Origin of the sequence: Streptococcus sanguinis SK355, assembly GCF_000212855.1 — a bacterium.
In the GTDB taxonomy this organism is placed as follows: Bacteria; Bacillota; Bacilli; order Lactobacillales; family Streptococcaceae; genus Streptococcus; species Streptococcus sanguinis_A.
Map to the genome: position 1 here is coordinate 135,120 of NZ_GL890993.1, position 20,423 is coordinate 155,542.

At 42.1% G+C, this 20,423-nt stretch carries 21 protein-coding genes and 1 tRNA gene; 1 reads left to right on the top strand and 21 read right to left on the bottom strand.

Translation table 11 applies throughout. From position 1 onward, the window contains the following. Nucleotides 1-15: 15 nt before the first annotated feature. Nucleotides 16-492, bottom strand: coding sequence for an acetolactate synthase small subunit (gene ilvN / locus HMPREF9389_RS10560; protein ID WP_002927678.1), 477 nt, complete (start codon nucleotides 490-492; stop codon nucleotides 16-18). Further along, nucleotides 485-2,185, bottom strand: a complete 1,701-nt coding sequence (locus HMPREF9389_RS10555) for an acetolactate synthase large subunit (protein ID WP_002927679.1) — start codon at nucleotides 2,183-2,185, stop codon at nucleotides 485-487. The genes ilvN and HMPREF9389_RS10555 overlap by 8 nt, the downstream gene beginning before the upstream one ends. 302 nt (nucleotides 2,186-2,487) lie before the next feature. Here HMPREF9389_RS10555 and HMPREF9389_RS10550 point away from each other — a divergent pair, with 302 nt between their 5' ends. Beyond that, entirely contained in the window at nucleotides 2,488-2,838 is a 351-nt protein-coding gene (locus tag HMPREF9389_RS10550) for a hypothetical protein (RefSeq protein ID WP_002893665.1), read from the top strand. A 247-nt stretch (nucleotides 2,839-3,085) separates the two neighbouring features. Here HMPREF9389_RS10550 and HMPREF9389_RS10545 read toward each other — a convergent pair whose 3' ends face one another. The 19 genes from HMPREF9389_RS10545 to HMPREF9389_RS10465 all read right to left on the bottom strand — a co-directional run bounded on the left by HMPREF9389_RS10545 (nucleotide 3,086) and on the right by HMPREF9389_RS10465 (nucleotide 20,421). Then, a complete protein-coding gene (locus HMPREF9389_RS10545) occupies nucleotides 3,086-3,685 on the bottom strand; it encodes a response regulator transcription factor (RefSeq protein WP_002927683.1) in 600 nt (199 codons plus the stop codon). After that, nucleotides 3,682-4,782: a sensor histidine kinase gene (locus HMPREF9389_RS10540; RefSeq protein WP_002927685.1), complete on the bottom strand. Its 1,101-nt coding sequence runs from the start codon at nucleotides 4,780-4,782 to the stop codon at nucleotides 3,682-3,684. Before HMPREF9389_RS10540 ends, HMPREF9389_RS10545 begins: the two co-directional genes overlap by 4 nt. Before the next feature lie 4 nt (nucleotides 4,783-4,786). Then, nucleotides 4,787-5,521 carry an ABC transporter permease gene (locus HMPREF9389_RS10535; RefSeq protein WP_002927687.1) on the bottom strand — a complete coding sequence of 245 codons (735 nt, stop codon included), beginning with the start codon at nucleotides 5,519-5,521 and terminating at the stop codon, nucleotides 4,787-4,789. 10 nt (nucleotides 5,522-5,531) lie between these two features. Continuing rightward, nucleotides 5,532-6,407 (bottom strand): ABC transporter ATP-binding protein, encoded by an 876-nt coding sequence (locus HMPREF9389_RS10530; protein ID WP_002927690.1) that lies wholly within the window; start codon nucleotides 6,405-6,407, stop codon nucleotides 5,532-5,534. A gap of 433 nt (nucleotides 6,408-6,840) precedes the next feature. After that, a complete protein-coding gene (locus HMPREF9389_RS10525) occupies nucleotides 6,841-7,449 on the bottom strand; it encodes an SP0191 family lipoprotein (RefSeq protein WP_002927692.1) in 609 nt (202 codons plus the stop codon). Nucleotides 7,450-7,558: 109 nt separating this feature from the next. Next, nucleotides 7,559-9,223, bottom strand: a complete 1,665-nt coding sequence (locus HMPREF9389_RS10520; protein ID WP_002927698.1) for a DAK2 domain-containing protein — start codon at nucleotides 9,221-9,223, stop codon at nucleotides 7,559-7,561. A 2-nt stretch (nucleotides 9,224-9,225) separates the two neighbouring features. Continuing rightward, entirely contained in the window at nucleotides 9,226-9,591 is a 366-nt protein-coding gene (locus HMPREF9389_RS10515) for an Asp23/Gls24 family envelope stress response protein (protein ID WP_002893676.1), read from the bottom strand. A 142-nt stretch (nucleotides 9,592-9,733) separates the two neighbouring features. Continuing rightward, complete coding sequence (rpmB, locus tag HMPREF9389_RS10510; RefSeq protein ID WP_001140948.1) at nucleotides 9,734-9,922, bottom strand: 50S ribosomal protein L28; 189 nt, start codon at nucleotides 9,920-9,922, stop codon at nucleotides 9,734-9,736. Nucleotides 9,923-10,052: 130 nt separating this feature from the next. Then, the gene (locus HMPREF9389_RS10505; RefSeq protein ID WP_002908050.1) at nucleotides 10,053-10,727 is read right to left on the bottom strand and encodes a LiaF transmembrane domain-containing protein; all 675 of its coding nucleotides are present in this window, start codon (nucleotides 10,725-10,727) and stop codon (nucleotides 10,053-10,055) included. Nucleotides 10,728-10,731: 4 nt separating this feature from the next. After that, on the bottom strand, nucleotides 10,732-11,178 hold the full coding sequence (locus tag HMPREF9389_RS10500; RefSeq protein ID WP_002908049.1) for a LytTR family DNA-binding domain-containing protein: 447 nt from the start codon (nucleotides 11,176-11,178) through the stop codon (nucleotides 10,732-10,734). Nucleotides 11,179-11,351: 173 nt separating this feature from the next. Next, the gene (locus HMPREF9389_RS12190) at nucleotides 11,352-13,652 is read right to left on the bottom strand and encodes a hypothetical protein (protein WP_002927713.1); all 2,301 of its coding nucleotides are present in this window, start codon (nucleotides 13,650-13,652) and stop codon (nucleotides 11,352-11,354) included. Next, a complete protein-coding gene (locus HMPREF9389_RS12060) occupies nucleotides 13,649-13,861 on the bottom strand; it encodes a hypothetical protein (RefSeq protein ID WP_235787849.1) in 213 nt (70 codons plus the stop codon). Before HMPREF9389_RS12060 ends, HMPREF9389_RS12190 begins: the two co-directional genes overlap by 4 nt. A 210-nt stretch (nucleotides 13,862-14,071) precedes the next feature. Continuing rightward, nucleotides 14,072-14,545, bottom strand: a complete 474-nt coding sequence (locus tag HMPREF9389_RS12065; protein ID WP_032906121.1) for a hypothetical protein — start codon at nucleotides 14,543-14,545, stop codon at nucleotides 14,072-14,074. Between the two features lie 655 nt (nucleotides 14,546-15,200). Further along, complete coding sequence (locus HMPREF9389_RS10490) at nucleotides 15,201-16,841, bottom strand: hypothetical protein (protein WP_235787850.1); 1,641 nt, start codon at nucleotides 16,839-16,841, stop codon at nucleotides 15,201-15,203. Between the two features lie 348 nt (nucleotides 16,842-17,189). Continuing rightward, nucleotides 17,190-17,262, bottom strand: a tRNA-Thr gene (locus tag HMPREF9389_RS10485). Between the two features lie 50 nt (nucleotides 17,263-17,312). Continuing rightward, nucleotides 17,313-17,771, bottom strand: a complete 459-nt coding sequence (locus HMPREF9389_RS10480) for a GNAT family N-acetyltransferase (protein WP_002893679.1) — start codon at nucleotides 17,769-17,771, stop codon at nucleotides 17,313-17,315. 50 nt (nucleotides 17,772-17,821) lie between these two features. Beyond that, the gene (locus HMPREF9389_RS10475) at nucleotides 17,822-18,607 is read right to left on the bottom strand and encodes an ABC transporter permease (RefSeq protein WP_002920174.1); all 786 of its coding nucleotides are present in this window, start codon (nucleotides 18,605-18,607) and stop codon (nucleotides 17,822-17,824) included. 1 nt (nucleotide 18,608) lies between these two features. After that, nucleotides 18,609-19,427: an ABC transporter permease gene (locus HMPREF9389_RS10470; RefSeq protein ID WP_002927722.1), complete on the bottom strand. Its 819-nt coding sequence runs from the start codon at nucleotides 19,425-19,427 to the stop codon at nucleotides 18,609-18,611. A 1-nt stretch (nucleotide 19,428) separates the two neighbouring features. Next, nucleotides 19,429-20,421, bottom strand: a complete 993-nt coding sequence (locus tag HMPREF9389_RS10465; protein ID WP_032906125.1) for an ABC transporter ATP-binding protein — start codon at nucleotides 20,419-20,421, stop codon at nucleotides 19,429-19,431. Between the last annotated feature and the right edge of the window lie 2 nt (nucleotides 20,422-20,423).

Genomic DNA, 20,423 nt, shown 5'->3' on the forward strand with positions numbered 1-20,423 from the left:
AATTAAAGGTTTGATTTAATCTCGGGTAAAGCCTGTTGCCCCAGTCCGAGCAATATTTTTGATACCATATGGGCGGATGACCCGAAGCAGAGCCTCGCTCTTCTCCGCATCACCAGTCATCTGAACGGTAATGGAGCTAGGTGCTACATCCACAACTGTCGCCCGGAATGGCTGGATAATAGACAGAATCTCTGCCCGCTTATCAGCTGGAGCTGAGACCTTAACCAAAATCACTTCGCGCTCTAAGTGAGGGCGGTCCGTGATATCTCGAACCCGAATCACATCAATCTGACGATTGAGCTGCTTGATGATCTGCTCGACCTCTGCCAACGAAGCCACATCAATGATGATGGTGATACGGGAGACTTCCGGATTTTCCGTCATTCCAACTGAGATACTCTCAATATTGACCTGACGTCTGGAAAGAACACCCGTGAAGCGGTTTAGGACACCCGAACGGTTTTGGAGTTTAGCTGTCAACATTCTACGCATGGAACTTCACCCCCAACATCTCATGATTGCTCTTGCCAGCCGGCACCATTGGAAGAACGTGCTCCTTGCGAGAGATATCTACCTCGATAAACATTGGTATATCTTCCTTCAGGACTTCCAAATCCTGAACAATGGTCTCCGGATTGTCAAATTTATAAGCTTTAACACCATAAGCCTGAGCCATGAGCTGGAAATCTGGCAAAGTATCAAAGACAGACTCAGAGGTACGACCATCATAGAAAGCTTCCTGCCACTGGCGCACCATGCCTAGCGAATGATTGTTGAGCATGATGACCTTAATCGGAATCTTATAGATATTGAGAATAGCCATCTCTTGGTTGGTCATCTGATAACCACCGTCTCCGACAAAGAGCACCACTTCCTTATCCGGATTGGCAATCTTGGCCCCAATCGCTGCTGGAACGCCGAAGCCCATGGTTCCCAGACCGCCAGATGTTACCAGTTGGCGCTCGTTTTTGTATGGATAATATTGGGCGGTCCACATTTGGTGCTGGCCGACATCTGTTACGACGATGGCATCGCCCTTGGTCAGCTCGCCCACACGCTCAATGACAGCCTGAGGCTGGACAACACGTTCTTTCTTATCGTATGAGCGGACTCGCTCCTTGTCCTGGGTTACTTTTTCAATCCACTGGCTGGTATTGTTATGTACTTGCTCTTCATTGAGTAGCATCTGCAGGGCTTTCTTCGCATCTCCTACGATAGGGATGTCCACACTGATAATCTTTCCAATTTCCGCTGGATCGATATCAATATGTGCTACTTTAGCATTCTTGGCAAAGGTTTTCGGATTACCGGTCAGACGGTCATCAAAACGGCAGCCGATACTAATCATAAAGTCGGCCTCAGTCATGGCAATATTGGCTGCAAAAGAACCGTGCATTCCGCCCATACCTAAGAACAAAGGATGGTCTGTCGCAATGGTTCCCTGGCCCAACAAGGTAGTGACTACTGGAATCTGATACCGCTCCGCCAAAGCAACCAGCTCTGCTGCTGCCTCAGCATAACTAATACCGCCTCCTGAAAGAAGAACCGGCTTTTTAGCCTTAGAAATCTGCTTGATAATCTTCTTAATCTGCAATTCATTGGGCTCAATAGTCGGCTGATAACTCGGCAGATGCAACTTGCTGTCATAGATAAAGTCCGTTTCCAGAGCGGAGACATCCTTAGGCAAATCAATAACGACTGGCCCAGGACGACCTGTCGTCGCAATGTGAATAGCTTCTGTAATGATGCGCGGAATTTCCGCCGTCTCCCGAACCTGGTAATTGTACTTTGTAATAGGGGTCGTAATACCGACAATATCCGCTTCCTGAAAAGCATCTTTACCGATTCCAGTCTTGGCTACTTGACCAGTAAAGACTAAAAGGGGGACGCTATCACTCATGGCATCGGCAATACCAGTAATGGCATTGGTCGCTCCCGGACCGCTGGTCACAACTGCTACTCCGATTTTCCCAGTAGACTTAGCATAGCCTTCTGCTTCGTGTACACAGCCTTGCTCATGGCGGCCTAGAATATGATGGATGCCTTCAAAACTATAAATAGCATCATAAAGCGGCAGTACTGCTCCGCCAGGATAGCCAAAAATCGTATCAACACCAAGACTCTTCAAGGTTTCTAAAACAAGCTCTGAACCTGTCTTAGGAGTTTCTAATTTGATTTTCTCCATTTTTCCCCTTTCATTTATTTACAATTTTCTAAAAATTCAAAAAGCTTTCTACTATGATAACATTTTTGAAAAAAATTGCAAGCCATGCAGAATATTTTTCTACATTTTTTTAGCGATTTATCAGATGAAAAGGGAAAATTTTCCAAAGAAACCGAATAAGAGCATGCTGCTTCCATATCAGGGTTTGCCTTTTCTCTGTAAACAGGAAAACAACCTTCTTACACTATTGCTTTTATTTTCTATGGACTTCCTTTTTCTTTAGTGGTATAATAATGCTATTAATTTATCAATGGAGGTCAACAATGGAGAAATTTCTTAATATTTTCAGAAGTCTTGACCGTTCTTGGCTGATTCGTCACTACATTTTTAGCTTTGCTTTTTTTGGGCTACTATTTGTTATGCTAAAAGGTTTCAGCACACCTCTTCCTGTCTGGCTTCTTTATCTGAGTTTTACGCTCTTTTATCCTTTTGCCATGTTTGTCTATGAAAGCATCGTTGATTTGATTATAGGGGACAACATTTTTCTCATTCCTGTCCTTATCATGATTATTTGGAAAATCATTCGCTTCTTTATCATCTGGCTTTTTTCCATACCTATCGGCTTGATCGGACTAATTTATCTCTACTTTTCTGTCAATCGTAAGACTGACTAAGGCTGCTTCCCTAAGACAAGCAAAAACTGTAGCAAGAATGATAATTCATTCTTAGATTATACAAAACAAAAGAAACAGGTCTTCTACCTAACTATGGTATAGAAAACCTGTTTCTTTTTTCAATTTTTTAGTTCATTATCTCTGAATGGTCGATAGCTCGCCTCCACAAGATTGGAGATTAAAGGAAAAGAAATAATGTTTTTTCTTGATATGCCAATATATCTGATTCCTCTCAAGCTCCTACCAGCTATAACCAGCCTTTATCTTGCCCGATTCGGACTGCTTCTGTTCGATTTTCAGCATCTAGCTTGGTCAAAATAGCAGACATGTAGTTGCGAACCGTTCCATTTGACAGGAAGAGTTTTTCAGCAATTTCTTTATTGGACAGGCCATCCGCTGCTGCTTGTAGGACTAGCCTCTCCTGCTGAGAGAGGGGGTTCCTACTGGTCATCAGTACCTCCATCAATTCCGGCGAATATTCCTTTTGCCCATCTAGAACAGTGTGGATGGTCTTCATTAAATCCGCAATGCTGCGCTCTTTGAGCACATAAGCATCCACATCCGCCTTAACAGCTCGCTCAAAGTAACCCGGTCGCTTGAAGGTTGTGACGATGATGACCTTGATGTTTGGTCGATTTGCCTTGACCCATTCGAGAACGTCTAGGCCGGTCTGGTGGGGCATTTCCACGTCTAAAATAGCCACATCAACAGTTTCTGACTTGAGACAGTCAATGGCCTTCTGCCCATCCGCGGCCTGATAGACTTCTTTGACATCTGGCTGCAGCTGCAAGAGCTGAGCTAAGGCATCTCTCAGCATACTTTGATCTTCTGCTAACAAAAGTTTCATGATTCCTTCCCTCCGTATGGCAATTCAATCCGAATCCGCGTCGGATTTTGACTGCTGAGAATCTCAAGCCTTCCTGACAAGGCAGACAGTCGCTCTCGAATACTATGCAACTCCCGACCAGTCAGCTTTTGAAAACCACAACCATCATCCTGAATGTCTAAAACAATTTTTTCATCTTTCTTCACTAAAGAAAACCAGCTCTTTTTAGCTTGGGCATGCTTGATGATATTGGTCGCTGCCTCCAGCAAGATCATACTGATTGTTGACTGCTGACTTGGTGGGACACTGGCAACATTGAGTTGGTTATCTATTTTTACCTGAACGCCGCTCATCTCCAGCATGGCTCGAATGGTCACTAGTTCCTCGTCCAGAGTCCGATTCTTTAAATCGTTAATAATCCGCCGAACATCAGCCATGGACTTTTTACTAATCTCTTGCACTTCCTGCAGTTCTTTTGCTGCCTTGTCATAGGCTTCCATCTGCAAAAACTGCTGAGCCAGCTCCGCTTTAACACTGAGCATGGCAAATGTATGCCCTAGACTATCATGTAAGTCACGACCAATCCGATTGCGCTCATTCTCCGCCAGAAACAGATTCAGCTGGGCATTTTGCTTGACCTTTTCTTCCTTGATTCGGTCTGCCGTCTGAATCCGATGGAGGCCAAAAGTCAAACCATCTGAAAAGAGAAAGGTTACAATAAAGAAGATCAGCTCTGCTGGACCAACATTACCCACCAAATAATTAGTCATCACAATAATGGGCTGCAAGGCAATAAAGGTCAAAAAACGCCAGGATTTAAAAGAAATATCATCTAGTTCGTAAATAAGCAGATTGGATAGATAAAAAATGTACCAGGTAAAACCTGTATTTAGCCAGACAGAACCATAATATATGTAAGCAATCAAGAGCCACCAAGAAAAAAACTGGATAAGGCGATCGTTACTTAACAAGACCGCATAGTAAGCCACAACAAAAATAGCTGTCCAGAACAAGAGGAAAAGCGGGTATTCCCCGCTAATCACTCCCGCAACTGGAAAGATAATAAAGACCAGCGCAATATGAAACATATAGTGGACTTGTTTAAGTTTTTCCCACATGAATTTATTTTACCTCAATTCGCTTTTTGAGCTGCAGCACAAGAATGCCGACCAAAACCGTATAAATCAGAACAATCAAAGCAGCCTTGCCATTAAACTGATGGTGTTCTAGATAAGAAGACACAACCTGCATCAGTTGATAACTTGGCGTCAACTTACCGATTGGCTGGAGCCATTTTGGAAACATAGTCAGAGGGAACCATAGACCTCCTAGAACAGCCAGTGCCATATAGACGATATTGCCCACTACAGACATGAGCTGAGCACTTGGCAAGAGACTGACCAATACACCCATAGCAATAAAGACCACACTTCCTACCAGAAGGATCACGGCAATAAGAAGCCAGTCTACCATTGGTAGATTAACCCCGCGAACAAAATGCCCAATCGAGAAGACTACGATGATAGAAAGCATAAAAGTCAACAGCGTACTGCAAAGCTTTGATATATAATATTTTACCATAGAAATCGGTGAATGCTGAATCATTTTTTGCCAGTTATTATTTTTATCAGACTGCAAAGTGCTTGGAATGCTAAAGAAGGCACTAGACATGATACTAAAAAGAGTCATAGAGAAGAGATAGCCTCGAAGTACAGGTTCAGGCGTATCACTTCCAGACATCATTCCTGAGAAAATCAGGTAAAAGACGCTGGGCAAACCAATAGACAAGAGATAATAAGCAGCCTGCCGTTTCATTAAAATCAACTCAATCTTCATTAGACTTGCCATATTTTTCATGATTACTCTCCTATTCTTGTGTCGTTTCAAAAATACTATCCAAGAGGGTACGGTTACGTACTTCAATCTCTTCGATTGTACAGCCGTGTTCCTGCAGAACCTGCCAGACCCGTCCAGCATCTCTAGTAGCAAAAGATAAAGCCTTTTGCTTGATTTCTAAATCAGTCACATTATCCAGTTTTTCCAGCACAGACTGATAAGTCAGCGGCAAGGTAAAGTGTTTTTCCTGCTCCTCACTGCGCATGGCATAAGGCGTCGTGTCCCGAATCAACTCGCCCTTGTGCAGCACCAAAATCCGATCTGCCGTATGCTCGACTTCTTCGATATAGTGCGAAGAATAAACGATGGTCACTCCCTGCTGCTTGAGCTGATTAACAATTTCCCAGAAATGCTGACGAGTGGAGGTGTCCATAGCTGAAGTCGGTTCATCCAAGAATAGAATCTTAGGACGGCCAATCAAACTCAGAACAAAAGAGAAGAGACGTTTTTGTCCACCAGACAGCTTGCTGGCCAACTGATTCTTTTGCTTGTCTGTAAATTGCAGCAAGCCATCAATTTCTTGATTGGACAGACTATTTGGATAAATCGCTTGGAAGAAAGTCAAGAGTTCCTTGACTTTCAAATCCTCCACCACTGTATTTTCCTGTGGTAAAATCGCTACCGACTGCTTGAGATGATTGTCAGTTGGTTTGAGCCCCTGAATTGTTGCCTGACCTGCTGTCAGAAACTTATCGCCCAACAAACAGTCCATGAGAGTCGTTTTCCCTGCTCCATTGGGACCAATCAAGGCTACACAGTCACCTTGGGAGATTTCAAAGGAAATATCCTTTAAAATCTCCTTACCGCGAATGCTTTTAGAAAGCTTCTTTACTTCAATCAGTTCCATTTTGCTCCTCCTTTGATCTGATAACCGCATCTGCGTCTGCCCCTTGTTTTTTTGTAATCATCCAAGCCTAGGGCCGGAAGAAGAACAAAGGCCAAATGCTTTTTTAATTCTTACAGCAAACTTTTATCATGTTGTTAACTATATTATAAGGCAAAGAGATTTTTCCTACTAGTTGATTTTGTCACCAGCTGACATGACAAATGTCACTATTCTGCTTTTAGAGCACAAAGCTAGCAAATATTGGAATAACCTGATTGTATCCCTTCTGCATGAAGACACGAAAAAAGCCGGCCCCCCTCGTTGAGAGGCGCCGACTAGTTGTATGTCTGTTGCAATTTAGATAGAATCTAAACTTAAAGCAGCCTAATCTAAAAAATTTTTTAATAGACTAGCTACTCAATTTGCAAGATGAGAGACAAACGCTTTTTTAACTTTAGCTCTGTCCCTCTTCTTTGAGACCATTGAGCTTCAGACTCAGAATAAACATCTCAGGTGTAATATCCTTAATGTCCTTCAGTCCAAAACCTTGGAAGAAACTGTTCTTTTCCACCTCTCCGACATTGACCTTTTGCAAATCAATTTCAATCAAGGTCTGCAATTTCTTCTCTGCCGTAACTGAATAATCAATATTAACACCTTCCAAACTCTTAGCTGCTACATAGTTTGAATCAGACTGCATTCCTTCACGAATGATAGTCGTCATTTCCTCTGGAGTCAAGGTAGCTGAAGCTGCACTAGCTTCTTCTGGTAAAGAAGTAAGCAATTCCATCCGAAGATTCAAGATTTTCTTACCCTGATAGGTAATGGTGTCACGATGGTGAATGCCCTCAATGTCTCCAACTAAGGTCTTAGAGATAACCTCTGTACTTTCAGAAGAAGAACTGGATGATTGACTAGAGTTGGAGCTAGAGCTGGATTTAGTCCGCCTAGAAGAAGCAGCTGATTCAGAAGAATGTCTAGGGCGATGCTTGCTAAAGTTAGGAAACACGCAGCCCGTCAAGAGCACCGAAACAGAAATAACAAGAATGAAAAATTTTTTCATAGTTCACCTTTTTTACTTTTTATTTGTTACAGTATAACATAATACCAGTTTCTTGTCTAAGTATTTTCCACAAAATGACAAAAGGCAACCTTTCGATTGCCTTTTTATGCTATTCAACGCTAAAAATATATGGATAAACCGGCTGACTGCCCTGATGAATTTCTACTTCGACATCCTCGAATTGTTCCATCAAATCTTGAGCAAGACTGCTCGCCAACTCTTCACTGCCATCCTCACCGATATAGATAGAGACAATCTCGCTGTCTTCATTGAGCATCTTGCTGAACGTTTCTTTCAAAGCTGTCAGCATATCTGGATTAGAAACAACAATCTTACCATCCACCATACCAAGGTTGTCATTCTCATGAATTTCCAAACCATCAATCGTCGTATCACGAACCGCAGTCGTCACGCTACCGCTAACTACTTCTGCCAAGGCTGCAGTCATACGCTCTTGGTTTTCCTCAATAGTCTTGCTGCCATCAAAAGCTAGGAGACTGGTCAAACCTTGAGGGATTGTGCGAGTCTCAATCACTGCTGCAGGCTGTTCAATCACTTCTGCTGCAGACTGGGCTGCCATGAAGATGTTTTTATTATTTGGCAAGATAATGATATTACGAGCATTAACTTGCTCCACAGCTTTGATAAAGTCCTCTGTAGATGGGTTCATGGTTTGCCCGCCAGAGATGATATAGTCAACTCCCTGAGCCTTAAAGATTTCAGCCAAGCCATCACCAGCCACTACAGCGATAATCGCAAATTCTTTTTCTTGAGCCGGCTTAGCTGAGCGTTCTTCCTTTTCAACCTGCGCTTCGTGCTGGTTGCGCATATTGTCAACCTTGACCTTGACCAAACTACCATACTTGAGACCTTCCTGCATAACCAGTCCTGGATCTTCAGTGTGAACATGGACTTTGACGATTTCATCATCGTTGACTACCAACAGGGAATCTCCCAAATCGTTGAGGTAGTTGCGAAATTCATCATAATCAAAATCTTTTACATAGGTTGGTCCTGTTTTGAGAGCCACCATGATTTCTGTACAGTAGCCGTAAGTGATGTCTTCCGTTGCCACATGGCCAGCTACAGACTTATGATGCTCAGCATTGATCATCTCAGACATGGTCGCAGGTGTCGCCACAAAGTCCTCAGAAGCGATATATTCGCCTGTAAGAGCAGACAAGAAGCCTTCGTAGATAAAGACCAGCCCTTGACCGCCAGAGTCCACAACACCAACTTCTTTCAGAACCGGCAGCATATCCGGTGTCTTAGCCAGAGCAGACTTGGCTCCTTCAAGAGCCGCTTTCATAACTTCTACAGCATCATTAGTGACTTCAGCTTTCTTCTTAGCTCCGATAGCCGCACCGCGGGAAACAGTCAAAATCGTTCCCTCAACTGGCTTCATAACTGCCTTGTAAGCCACTTCTACACCAGACTGAAAGGCCAGAGCTAGGTCTTCACCAGTCAGCTCTTCATTCTCCTTCACACTTTGAGAAAAACCGCGGAAAAGCTGGGAAGTGATAACTCCTGAGTTACCACGCGCGCCCATCAAAAGACCTTTCGCAAAGATACCTGCCGCTTCACCAACTGTTGAAGCAGACTTATCTGACACTTCCTTGGCGCCATTTTCAATGGTCATGCCCATGTTGGTCCCTGTATCTCCATCTGGAACTGGGAAGACATTCAAAGAGTTTACATATTCAGCCTGTTTATTTAAGCGAGTAGATGCTGCTTGCACCATTTCTTGGAATAAACTAGTAGTAATATTTGCCACGATTATTCTCCTACGACTTTAATATTTTGGATATAAACATTCACTGCATGGGCAGTAATTCCGAGCTTGTTTTCCAAACTGAATTTAACACGCTCTTGGATGTTTTTGGAAACTTCGCTGATTTTGACTCCATAGCTTAAGACAGTGTAGACATCAACTGCGATATCACCTTCATCAGTCGCTTTCACAACCACGCCCTTAGCATAGTTTTCTTTTCCTAAAAGGGCTTGAAAATTATCCTTGATTGCATTTTTGCTGGCCATACCAACTACACCAAAAATTTCAGTCGCTGCACCACCGACGATTGTTGCAATCACATCATCAGTCAGCTCAATTTGACCATCTTTTGTATTAATTTTCACAGTCATAATTTGTACCTCAAAAGTATTTTATAGTTTATTCTACCATATTTTATACAGGGTGTAAAAGAGGAAGGGTCTAAATCAACTGTCTAGGCGGAAATTTCCAAGCAAAAAAGGACGGAAAATTTCCATCCTTTTTAAATAAAGATTAAACGCGTTCAACTTTACCTGATTTAAGGGCACGAGCTGAAGCCCAAACTTTTTTAGGTTTACCGTCAATCAAAACAGTAACTTTTTGAAGATTTGGTTTAACAGCGCGTTTTGTTTGGTTCATCGCGTGAGAGCGGTTGTTTCCTGATACAGTCTTACGACCAGTAAAGTAACATACTTTAGCCATTGATACTTATCCTCCTGATTAGTTTAAGGTGTTTTACCACATACTTATAAAGTCTACCATACTTTACCGAGTTTGGCAAGAGCTAGTTCCCAAGTTTTGCAAATAATCACCTTTTTAAAACAAGAAATAATTAGATATAAATCACTTTCAAATGACCGAAAGCCACGCTGCCTTCTAAATAGAGCGTTTTTTCTTTTTCACTGGTATCGCGAACTTGAGAAACACCGCCAAAAGCACAAGCAACCTTGCTGACAACCTGCCAAGAGCTTGGAACAAAGAGAGTGGCATTACCAAAAGCAACTTCCACTTTAAAAGTCGCTGAATCCCCAGCTATCTTAGCGTTGTCAAAGTAAACCTTGGCACTACCAAAAGAGCAAGTCAGCTCATCATAGCTAAAATTGTCCTTATTGACATAACGGGTGCCTGAGCCAAAGACAATGCCTTCGCCACCAATTTCTTCGCCAGAAAAATGTTTAGAAAAATGCCTTAATTTCCATTTTTTGCTAGGTTTGACCAAGAAATTGACACCGATACAGGCTAGAATACCAGCAAAACTAACTGCGCTTGCTGAGATATTGGGCAAGAGGTCGTAAGTGCTATTAGCAATGATAAAAGCGATAATGGCAAAGATAAAACCTAGCGGAATGTTGCCAGAATAGAAGCTCTCCGCTGAAAAATAGACAAAGCCCATAATGACCAACAAAGGCCAAACATTGATGTGAATAACGGGAATCCCGAAATTCCCCTGCAAAAGTACCCAAGCTGCTAGAAGTAAGCAAGCCAGTCCTAATATTGTTTTTCTCATGATGTTACCTCGTTTCGTTTAACTTTTCTTTTAAAATTTGATAATAGTGCCTAGACACATACACTTCCTTATGGGTATCGTAGAAACGGACGCTGCTACTGCCCGAAAAGGATTTTTCCAGCGAGTAAATCGCCTTACTATTGATAATGCTGGATTTGGATATGCGACAAAAATAATAGGGCAGGCGGTCTTCCAACTCATAGAGCTTGTGCTTGACTTCATAAGCATCCTCACGCGTATGAGCAAAAATCTTGCTACCGTCAGTCTCGAAAAAGAGAATATTGTCAATATCCAGAAAATATTCGCTAGCTCCCTTATAAAAAATAATGGGCGGTGCCGTTGCTTGCTCCAGAGCTTGCTGAATTTGCTCGAGCTGAGCATCAAATCGAGCAGCCCTGATGACAATCTCTACTTCCGCTAAATCCGAATCCAGTTCTACTCGAATTTTCATTGCTACCTCCTTTACTTTCTACGTTTATTATATCAGTTTCAAAATGAGAAACAAGGCTTTTTCAGTAAGTGGTAGATTTTGGGCGGTAAGTGGTTTGCTGCTAACATTGACAAGAATCAAACATCAAAAAACCGGGTCTCGTCCCGGTTTTTTGACAATATAAGGAAAAGGAATTAGTTTTTCTTGTTTTTAGAGGCTTTTGATGACGGAGTGGAAGTCTTAGATACAGATTGTTTAGAGTCAGTTTTAGACTTACCAAAATTTCTGATTTTATCTATTGGAGTCGTTAGGGCTTTCCCAGCTTTTTTCGCTCCTCCTGCAGCTCCTTTAAAGTCACCTATATAATCTGTAGTAGTTCTATAAATATCTTTCATCATATTAGCACTCTTAACTGCGTCCCTTTCTTCCCATGCTTTACCAAATTCTGTCATGTATGCTTTGAAAGAATTCCATCGATTAGACATTCGTTCTAACGCTTCATTTTCAACCATCTTGGCTTCTGGACTATAAGGAATGCCTTGTGAGTAGTTAAATCCTGTGCTTAGCAATAGAGCAGCATCTTGAACTTCTTGCTTATCTGCAACTTTGGTAATAGCTCTTGCAGACTTAGTGACTTGATCTATTGCTTTCTTCCCTCTTGAAGACGCAAATGTTCCTATCGCATAGCCAGCATTTTTAAGCATTTTCATGTTTTCACTGTCTGTTGATTTCTTTTTGGTTGAATTTTCAATAAAAGTGTCTAAGTCTTTTTTCTTACCTTCTACATATTTATTAAACTTCTCTGGATATAAACTAAATCCGCCAACAGCAGTCGTCTCTTTGGCCGCCTTCTTTGCCTCTTTTTCTGACGCTGGGGTTTTAAAGAAGTCTCTTTTAATACCATTTGTCAGTGGATCAAAATAGTCCCCAATTTGCTTCTCGATTTCGTTAGATATTTTACTCAGTTTTTTAGTATCCCTATCTTGAAACGCTTTATAAACTTCTTGTTTTAGTTTATGATAACCTGGACTAGGCTCTGTCTTTTTCTCCTTCTCCGCCATAATAGCAGCCATATCCCTCATATCAACAGCAGTAGGGGGCAAGCCATTTGCAGCATTTAAACCAATACTAAGCATTCTTGAAGTAGAGCCAACTCCTGGTTTGTCTGCAAATTTATTAACATTATTTACTACAGCAGTTGCCCCATCTAATGCGAGATTTCCACCTACCACACCTAAATATGCTAACTCATTAGAAGAGGCTCGAATCGCTGCAAGTCTAGAGGATGAGCTAGCTGCCATGTTATCTATCGCAGCTCCAACATAACCTAAGTCTTTGAAACGTCTATCATCTTTGACTTCAAAATCATTTGTCAAATGCTGTTTAGCAGATTTATTCATAGCATTTCTGTAATTATTTATATCCCTGTTAAACTCGTATTGAAATCTTTCAGATAACGCTTTGGGATCCGAGGTCATTCTGTGGTAAGTAGCACCCGGCCCTGCAAACATCGCACCTGCTTGATAGTAGTCTTCTGGTGTTCGACTAAAAGTTTGAGATAAGCCTAAGTCAACCGTCGTTGGAAGAGTTTGGTTAGTGAGTACGTCCTCTGTAGCTAAAGGATTGTTAAAAAGGGTTGAAGTGGGCTTACTTTCGCTGACCCATTGCCAATCTCCGTCTAAAAACGAACCCGGCAATTGATTTTTTCCTGTTGCTGACAGAGAGGATGCATAGTCTAAAGCAAAGCCTGGGAGTCCTTCCTTGCTCGTGGTTGTCTGCTTGAAGCCTGCCCAATCAGCCAAAGCCTCTGACATCGTTGGGGTGTTAACAGTTTTTGACTTCTCAGAGATATCAATCTGCTTCCAATCACCCTCGACTGGATTAAAGCCAGACCATTGATTTACTGGTGACGTGCTAACAAAGTCCTCTGTAGGTTTTGTTGCAGAAAGAGTATATTCACCCTCCAATGGAGAGAGACTTGCTGTTCTTGATGCAGCATCCTGAACACTAGCCCAATCACCAAGTGCCAAATCACTTAGAGAGTTCCTTTTGTTGGAAAACTGGCTTCCAAGCGCATCGGTTACACGAGTCCAGTCTCCTGTTGTAAAATCATCTGTTGCTGTGATAGTTGACGAAGCCGAATTGTTGAAAGAATCATTGATTCTAGACCAATTATCTACCTCCAAATCACTATAAGCAGCGCTTGTTGACGTTTTATTGTCGCTAAAATCTGATACATGCGACCAGTCACCTGCTGTAAAGTCGTTCAGACCCAAGCCACTTGTTGAAAATTTATCGCTTGATGAATCAGATACTCTTGACCAATCGCCTGAAGTAAAGTCACTCACTGTCTTGCTGGTTGACGAAGCATTATCTGCCAAGGCATCAGATGTTCGAGACCAATCACCTGTATCAAAATCACTAAAAGAGTCAGAAATCTCGGAAGATTTCTTAGCAGCTGAATCGTTGGTGCTCGTCCAATTCCCTGTGCTCAAATCTGCAGAACTTGTATTGCTGTCAGAAATGCTAGACCAGCTTCCAGAACTATAATTGTTGCCCGATGAAATAGCATCACCAAAGCTAGAAAAGTCGCTGTTATCCTTAGACGAACTGGCATCTCCAATACTGGACCAGCTTCCAGATCCATTTGACAAGTCGTTGTCGCCAATACTTGACCAATTCCCAGAAGTATCTGACGAGCCAAAGCTACTATCTGAAGTAGAGGTTCCAAGACTATCATTATCTGAAGTAGAATAGCCACCGAAACTGTTAGAATCAGAAGATCCGAAACTTCCAGAATCTGAGAAACCTAGACTATCACTATTTGAAGTATAGGAGCCATAACTACCAGAATCCGAGGAGCTTGAGCTGAAACCACCGGAATCTGAGGTACTGGAACCAAAACTGCCGGAGTCTAAAGAACTGGAACTAAAGCTTCCAGAGTCTGAAGAGCTTGAACCGAAACTGTCGGAATCCGAGGAACCTGAACCAAAGCTGCCGGAGTCCGAGGAGCTTGAACCGAAACTGTCGGAATCCGAGGAACCTGAACCAAAGCTGCTGGAATCCGAGGAACTGGAGCCAAAACCGCCGGAATCTGAGGAACCTGAACCGAAACCACCGGAGTCCGAGGAACTGGAGCCAAAACCGCCAGAGTCCGAGGAACTGGAGCCAAAACCACCGGAATCTGAGGAACCTGAACCGAAACCACCGGAATCTGAGGAACCTGAACCGAAACCACCGGAGTCCGAGGAATCTGAACCGAAACCACCGGAGTCCGAGGAATCTGAACCGAAACCACCGGAGTCCGAGGAATCTGAACCGAAACCACCGGAGTCCGAGGAACTGGAGCCAAAACCGCCAGAATCTGAGGAACCTGAACCACCATCATAAGCCTGGACCTGCCCAACGTGGACAAACACAGCGCTCAACAAAATCAAAAGCATTAGTCTTTTCTTCACAAATGCTCCTCCTTTCTTTTTTTACTATTCTAATATACCATAATTTTATTATAGGCTACTGAGTTTTTTGCCATGTAAAAATATTTTAAAGTCCTTGAAATATTATGTCATATATAATTGACACCTTGTCCAGTAAAAAAGAAACCTTGCTTTTACAAGATTTCTAAGACCTATTTATACCCCCTGCAGGGAATTTTCTTATTAACCCAAATTTGTGACTCCTAAAATTTGCGTTATATAGTGCTGCTCTTAAATTTGTGATAAAAATAATATCAAGCAGTACCTAAAAATTCCTGGTAAAGATACATATTGGATTTCGAACCATAAAAAACCTAAGCGTGTATCACTCCAACTGTCTAAAAATAAGCTTAATGCTTCTAACTTCTTCTTAAGTAGGATATAAAAAAATTATCTTTCGCTTTATGAACTAGAAAAAGCTACTGTAGATTATAGTGTTTTCTACAAAAAACGAATTAAAAGGACCGAATCCTGTTCAATATAGAATTCAATCCTTTCAATAATTATTGGTTCAGCTTTGAAATCTTAGTATAGAAACCTAGTCTTTCGATAAGATGTCAAAGAAGATTATTTTTTCTGACTATTACTAGCTCCTTCGGAGCCCTCCTTTTGTCCCCCTCTCATTCCTTGAATTATTCCAAATAGCGAGGGAATGCGATCTTCTTTTTCTCCAGTAATGGGATTATAACCTGTCGTACCGATAACAACATCTAAAGGCTCTACATCTGTTTTAGATCCAACAATATTATTTGCAATAATAGCAATTCGACCAACAGATTCAGGCAGAGGAGAACTATCAGGAACAGCATCAGTTCCTGATAAAGTCTCTCCAGTAAGTCCAATGTAGACATTATTTGCTACATTATGAGTTAAATTATCAGCAATTATACCGATGTATCGTGCACCCGTTTCGCTCGTTCTAATCACCCCTGTTCCAAGAACCGGAGAAGTTCCTTGTGCTATATTATAATTTAAAGATCCGATAGGGGTTAGAACTTCTTCAGGCACTGGCTGAGGATCAGGAGTCACGTATGTTCCCAACTCAGTAAACGTCACTCCAGCCAATTTTCCAAATGTGCCATCAAATACATCATAAACTTCTTCTCCAACAATACCCAAAGCAGTCGTTGGAGTAGAAAAAGGCTTGCCAGTTTCTGTCCCCCACATATTAGGGTTCCTTCTTTCTCCTGTATTTGTTGTATTTGTTGCAGAGACAGTGTAATCAGCCTCCAAGGGAGAGTAATTACCCCAAGCATCGTTTCCCAAAACGTTGAAAGTTTCATTTGAATCACCTGTCAAACCGCTGCCAAGGTCAGCAGAAGATTCGGAGCCAGTTCTATCGGCTGGTTTATCCGAAACGAAACTGCCTAAGCTGTCCGGATTAGCTGTCAAACCATTGCCTGCGGAAGCCGCAGTGCTTGATTCAGTTGCCGAATCTGTCAAATTAGGCTTGTCAGAGCCTGCCGAGCCTACTGGCTCAGTTGTAGAATCTGATTCTGAGATAAAACTACCTAGACTATCTGCATCTGCAGTCAAACCACTGCCCAGGTCGGTAGAAGATTCGGAGCCAGTTCTATCGGCTGGTTTATCCGAAACGAAACTGCCTAAGCTGTCCGGATTAGCTGTCAAACCATTGCCTGCGGAAGCCGCAGTGTTTGATTCAGTTGCCGAGTCTGCCAAATTAGGCTTATCAGAGCTTGCCGAGTCTACTGACTCAGTTGTTTGATTAGCTGAATCTATAGGAGTCGAGGAAGCCGTCGTTTCATCTGTAGTAGTGACAGAATTAGTTGCATCCGTAAGGGGTGTGGGAGCGGTCGCTACTGCTGCATCTGGTGTGCCCGCCATTATCTCATCTGTGCTCGTTGTTGGATTGCTTGATTCTGTAGAAACTGGGGCAGAAATATTCCCCAGATTAGTCAAATTATCACCATCATTTGCTGACGCATCCAAAGAATCAATAGTTGGAATATCTGAAGCGAAGTCACCTAAACTATCCGGATTAACGGTCAAACCGCTGCCCAAATCAGAGGAAGAATCATCATCAGATGTGTCATCGTCAGAATCCGAAGAGAAGTGACCTAAATCATCTGCATCAGCAGATAAGCCACTGCCCAAATCAGAGGAAGCATCATCGTCAGATGTATTATCGTCAGAATCCGAAGAGAAGTGACCTAAATCATCTGCATCAGCAGACAGGCCGCTGCCCAAATCAGAGGAAGAAGCATCGTCAGATGTGTCATCGTCAGAATCTGAATCATTAGACGAGCTGAAACTACTAGAATCTGAAAAACTATCAGAGTCACTGCTATCAGCACGGACTTGTCCTATCCCAATAAATATGGAAATTAGTAAAATTAAAAAAATAGTAGTCGTTTTTTCATAAACACCCACTCCTTTCTTTTTATACTAATTCACTGTACCATATTTCTCTTTGATTTTCTTGATTTTTCCACCATGTAAAGATATTTTAACCTCTTTGCATTCGAACTTTTATAATTGACACCTTGTCCAGTAAAAAAGAAACCTTGCTTTTACAAGATTTCTAAGACCTATTTATGCCGATTGCAGGGATCGAACCTGTGACCTACGCGTTACGAGTGCGTTGCTCTACCAACTGAGCTAAATCGGCGCCTTTCCCCTTTATTTTAGCATCTTGAGCTTTTTTGTCAAGGGAAAATTTCACAATTTTTTAACCCAAATCAAACAAGGGTTGCTTTTATCCCAAAGTTCAGGAAAGATTTCTAACTTTTTAAAGCCCTGAGCCTGATAAAAAGCGTTAGTCCTGTCGTAAGTAGGATAATGACCTGGTGCTACCGTTTTTACTTGCAGATAGGATGCTTTTTGACGAGCAGATTTTTCTAAAACTTCTAGAAGTTGACTGCCAATTCCCGCTCTATGATAGAATTTTTTAACAGCTAGGCAGTCAATCTCAGCACAATCTTCACTAGAGTATGATAAGCTTACAAAGCCAGCCAAATCACTCTCCTGATAGGCAGCCCAAACTTGCAAATCCTTGGCTCCTTCAATGTAAGCTCGTGTACTTTCAGGTATTCCAAACCATTCTGGTAGATCCTTCAAAACTTCGCTAACCACTATCATCTTTTGTTTTTCTTCCTTCACTTCTTCAATTACTATCATCTGAAAATCCTTTCTTGATTTAAGCTTTAGGACTAAACATATGTTCTATCTTACGAACCTGCACTCTCGTAGGCGTCTAAGCCTCTGTCCCATAGTTTCAAAGAAATGACAAAGAAGATAAGAGAAGTCAGAATCAAACCACCGATATTAAAGAGTCCATTCTTGTCCTGCAAGAAATAGCTAGCTGGATAGTAGGCCGTAAAGGCGAAAGGCACGATAAAACTAATCAACCAACGGATAAGCGAGTGGTAAATCGAAATCGGATACTTGGCAAAATCATTGAACATATAGAAAATGTAAATCATGGCGCCTGACTGCTTGGTCCAAAAAGCGATACTGGCTGTCGCGATTTTCAAAGAAGTATAAATCAAGGTCGCAAAAGGAATACAAACTAGGAAAAGCAAAAATTTAGGAAAGGTCCAGCTAATACTGGTGACCGTTGTCGCCAGAAGGATCCCACCAACCAAAAGTTCGCCCAAGGCATCAATCTGAAAAGTCTCGACTAGGATGTGAAAGAGAGGATTGATAGGCCGAGTCAGGTATTTGTCAAACTCTCCTTTTCGCACCAAGCGTTGCCCCAGTGCCCAGAGATTGTCAAAAAAGAGATGGTCCAATCCCTTGGGAATCAAGGAAAAACCATAGATAAAGGCAATCTCTTGAAAGGTCCAGCCTTCAAGCGAGGGAATGTGTTGAAAGAGTACATTGAGAAACAAGAGGTTCAAGCCTTGAGTCAGGAAAACACCTAAAACACCAACCACAAAATCAACCTTGTATTCCATGATTTGCTTGATGTATTGTCTGATAAAAATCAGATGCATGCGCTGATATTTTTTCATACTAACCTCCTTGAATGGTGATAAATGATTGGACTCTTTTCCAAATCAACTGAGACAAGCCCACCATCACTATAAGCCAAAACAACTGCAGGAAAAGAGCCTGTAGAATCTGACTGGTATTGTATTTTCCAACGATAATCATTACCGGAGTATAAATCAAGGATGAAAAAGGCAAAAAGGACAGAATATTTGAAACAATCTTAGGAAAGAAAACCAAGGGAATCAAACTCCCCGACATAAAGGCAATCAGAGAATTCTTGAGCAGATTAGAGCCCCATAAATTTTTAAACACAAAAGCTGAAAATCCAAAACAGATATTAAAGAAAAAGTTAATCAGGTAGGCTATCGTTAAGCTAAAGAGATAAAGGACAGTTAGTCCTAGCACTTCTACAATCCCTTGCCCAGAAAGGATTTTCATCAAAACAATCACACTTAAGAAAGGAAGTCCAACGCTGACAAAAATCAACCACTTGGAACCAAGCTCGGTGAAGAGATAAGAGGCCGCAAAATGAACTGGTCTCAGCAAGCGCATGATAATGGAGCCATCCTTGACCTCCTCTCCAATCATAAAAGAACTATCAGACCTAGTCAAAATATTAGTCACAAAACTCATGATGATATAGAGGGTGATATCCGCCATACTGAAGCCCTGAATCAAAGACTCTTGCGAGGAATCGAAGACTGCCTTCCAAAGATAAAAAGCGACAAAGGCCCCCATGACATCGCCAATCCGATAGAGAATAAAGTTTACTCGATAGGTAATCAACTCCTGAATCCCTGCATTGATAAAGGGTTTATAACGTCTCCACAATTTGACCATCTTAGAGCTCCTTTCGGTAGAAGCGACGGATAATATCTTCAATATCCGTATCCACCATCTTCAAATCGCGAATCTCAAAATCAGACAAGGTTTGCTTGATAATATCAGCCGTCTGATAGCGGGAACTATCAAATTCAATATTGAGGCTATTTCCTCGTCTATCAACGGTCATATCAGGTAGGCCTTCATAGTGGGAGTCGAGATGACTTTGCCCTGGCACCAGTTCAAAGGAAAGAGTCTTCATCTTGCCAAAGGTTTCCTTGAGCTGGCTCACCGTTCCATCAAAAATCTCCTGCCCCTTGTCAATCATAAAAATCCGATCACAAAGTTGCTCAATATCACTCAAGTCATGAGTGGTCAAGAGAATGGTTGTTTCTTCTTCCTGATTAATCTGGGTGATGGCCCGGCGAATGTTATCCTTGACCGAAACATCCAAACCAATGGTCGGCTCATCTAAAAAGAGAACCTTGGGATTGTGGAGCAAGGAAGCTGCAATGTCCGCACGCATTCGTTGACCAAGCGACAGAGTCCGCACGGGATCCTTGATAAATTCCTTCAAATCCAAGACTTCATTCAAAAAGTCCATGCGCTTATGGAAAAGCGAGTCAGGCACATCGTAAATCTCCTTCAAGACCGTGTAGGTCTCTTGCAGAGCCAAATCCCACCATAGCTGGGTTCGTTGCCCGAAGACCACTCCAATATCCTTGACATAATCTTGGCGATTGTCCTGCGGAATCTTGCCATTAATCCGACACAAACCAGATGTCGGCTTCAAAATCCCTGTCAGCATTTTAATGGTTGTTGACTTTCCAGCACCATTGGCCCCGATAAAGCCTAAAATCTGTCCTTTTGGAACCTCAAAAGTCAAATCCTTGACCGCTTCAAAGGTCTGCTTTTCAGGATGAATAAAGGAGCGCAAAGCCCCCTTCAAACCTGGTTCCTTAACAGTCTTCACAAAATTTTTCTGAAGATGCTCCACTTCTATCATTGCCATAT